The 2,909-nt window shown below is 63.8% G+C and carries 2 protein-coding genes; one reads left to right on the top strand and one right to left on the bottom strand.

Annotated features, from left to right (window positions below; genetic code table 11):
* On the bottom strand, positions 1-1,917 hold a 1,917-nt coding region (locus tag OEX18_15815), incomplete at its 3' end, for a carbohydrate binding family 9 domain-containing protein (protein ID MDH4338729.1).
* A gap of 224 nt (positions 1,918-2,141) precedes the next feature.
* Between OEX18_15815 and OEX18_15820 the strand changes: the two genes are divergently transcribed.
* Positions 2,142-2,828 carry a metal-dependent transcriptional regulator gene (locus OEX18_15820; protein MDH4338730.1) on the top strand — a complete coding sequence of 229 codons (687 nt, stop codon included), beginning with the start codon at positions 2,142-2,144 and terminating at the stop codon, positions 2,826-2,828.
* Positions 2,829-2,909 lie beyond the last annotated feature (81 nt).

Raw genomic sequence — 2,909 nt, forward strand, 5'->3', positions numbered from 1 at the left:
ACTGGGCCCCAGCCGCCAGTCGACACCGGCGGACATGAACTTGCTGAAGTTGGAGTCGATGTCGACGTTCCAGCGCCGGATGCCGTCCACCAGTTCTCCCGCGAAAACCTCTTCGCTCCACAGGTAGCTCGTCCACAGGTAGGTCTGGTGCTTGAAACGCATCCACAGGCCCGGCTCCAGCCAGGTATCCTTGAACTCTCCTGCGTAGTTGTACTTTCTTCCCATCGCCAACTGAGGCTCGAAGCGCTCGACCACCGGGTTGGTGTCCCACTGGAACATGTAGCCGTTCCAGAAATTGGCGATGCGGTAGTTGTTGGACGTGATGAAGCCGCTTTCAGCGCGGAAGGTGGGTGAGAAATCCCCGTACCACAGCTCCGCGTTGTAGTGGCGCCCGTTGCGCGTCACCATGGTCTCGATGGCATGGCCGTAGAAGTTCTCGCCGTCGAAGGCGCCGGTGTACTCGCCGTCCTTGCCGAAGGCGATGTCGTTGAAATCGTCGGAGAGCAGTGTGTCCTCCGGTTCCTGCGTGTAGCTGCCGTGGACCTCGCCAAAGAAGGTGAAGTGCTCGTTGAGGCGCAGGCGGGTATCGACGCCGGCGGTGGTGTTGGAGCCGATGCCGTCGCGCAGGCGGCGGTCGGTGGCGAAGAAGCCGACGAACGACTCCTCCATCACGTCGCGCTTGTAGCGCAGGAGGTTGGACCACGTGTCGCCGGCCAGCGCGCCGCCGCTCTGCTCCTCGAAGGGCACGATGTATGGCGAGGTCTCGTCCATGGCGGTGAGAAACGTGAATGTGTTGCGGTTCGATTTTCCGGTGTACTTGCCCGCCGCGAGGGGGTCGTTGATGGAGCGCGTGTAGACCACGTCGATCATGGAGCGAAAGCGGTCTGCGCCTTCCAGGAAGAAGGGCCGCTTCTCCTCGTAGAACAGGGCGAAGGTCTGGTTGGCGTCGATCTGGGTGGCGTCCGCCTCGATCTGGCTGAAATCCGGGTTGTAGGTGACGTCCAGCGTGTGGTTGGGTGTGACACCATACTTGACGCCGACTCCGGCCTCGCCCTCGCCGGGGTCGTTCTGCCAGTTCAACGACGCGTCGTCGAGGCTGGCCAGGTTTCCGGACTGGCTGGCCAGCACGTAGGGGAGGATCTCCAGGTTGCGGCTCTCGTTGATGTCGCTGATGCCGTTCATGGTTCCCGCCTGGCAGAAGAAGCAGTTGTCATCGCGGGAGAGTGGTGCCCAGGAGTACTGCGCGCGGCTCTCGCGCGGGCGCGTGCGGAAGAAGTGCACGCCCCACTCCTGGCTTTCACTGTCCGGAAAGCGGATGCTGCGGAAAGGGATGGCGATCTCGGCGGTCCATCCCGAGTCCGTGAGCTGCCCGCCGGAGTACCACACGGCGTCGTAGCTGGTGTCCTCGTTGTTGCGCGACCGGAACAGGTCCCCCTGCACGCCGCGCGGATTGACCACGAACATGTAGCCGTTCTGCTGGTCGTGGAAAGTGTCCACCACGATCCCCGCCCAGTCGTCGGAGAACATGTTGTCGCGGTCGGTGATCGACGCGCGGATGGCCGCCGGGTTGTCGTCATGACACACGAAGCCGATGTAGAGGTTGTCGGCGTCGTAGGCGAGCCACGCCTCGGTGTCCACCGGCGGGCGTGTGTTGTCGCCCGGCTCGATCTCGCTGAAGTTGCCGATGCGCGTGGCGGTGCGCCACATGGGCTCGTCGAGACGGCCGTCGATCCGCAGCGCCTGCTGCAGGCGCTCCACCGAGATCTCGAGTTGGCTGTTGGGTGTGAACGCGGCGCTCGCCACGTCAACCGCGGCGGCGTCGGTCGGAGTGTCCGCCCACGCAGGAAAGCTCTGCGCCACGACAACCGCCGTGGCGGCAAGCAGGCGCGTCCAGTGATCGGGGCTGTGTTGTTTCATCTGGTTCCAGGGTTCGAGCCCGCGCGGCTCCCGTTTAGGACGTATTCGGCCCGGCCATGGTTTCGTGCAATCATTCGTGCGGATTTATCCCGCTGGACGAAACCCCCCGCCGGTGCCGGCTGGCCTACAGGAACACCCAATGGAAATAAAGGCAACAGGTTAACGATTGTGACGGGAAAGGCGCTTGCCGTGGAATGAGGTTTGCAATAGAATGATATTTAGGTATGACTAAACGTCCTGAGCCAGGCCATGTCCGAACCCGGCTGACCCAGTCGATGGAGAACTACCTCAAGGCCATCTTCGAGATCGCCGAGCACGCCGAGCGCGCCTCGACCTCTTCGATCGCCGAACGCATGGGAATCGCCCCGGCGTCCGTGACGGCCATGGTGAAGAAGCTGGCCGAACTCAACCTGGTCACGCACGAGCCGTATCAGGGTGTGCAATTGACGCCGGTGGGAGAAGTGGCGGCCGTGGAGGTGGTGCGGCACCACCGGCTCATCGAGAAGTATCTCGCCGAAGCACTGGGTGTCCCGTGGGACCAGGTGCACGACGAGGCCGAGAAGCTGGAGCACGTGATCTCCGAGGATCTGGAGGATCGCATCGCCAGTGCGCTCGGGGATCCCACCGTCGATCCGCATGGCGCGCCCATCCCGTCGCGCGATGGGGCCATCGCGCGCGTCGAAGCCCGGCGTCTGTGCGACGTGTCCGCCGAGGAGCACGTCGTGGTTCTCGAGGTTGACGACCGCGACTCCGCCCTGCTGCGCTACCTCGGCCAGCGAGGGCTCTACCCGGGGACGGGCGTCGAAGTGCTGCACGTGGAACCCTACGGAGGATCACTGACGCTTCGCATTGGCGACGGAGAGTTTTCGATCGGGCGGGAGGCCGCCGCAGAAATACGGGTGACGACATGATGGATTCACCTCTGCTCAATCTCATTCTGTTCCTGCTGGGTGGGGCGCTGGCCGCGGCCGTCTTCTGGCCGGGCCGGGGTC

The organism is Candidatus Krumholzibacteriia bacterium (genome assembly GCA_029865265.1).
GTDB lineage: Bacteria > Krumholzibacteriota > Krumholzibacteriia > WVZY01 > JAKEHA01 > JAKEHA01.

What these genes read in the sequence shown, in the direction of transcription:
- OEX18_15820 (MDH4338730.1), top strand. Translation starts at nt 2,142, where the DNA reads ATGACTAAACGTCCTGAGCCAGGCCATGTCCGAACCCGGCTGACCCAG.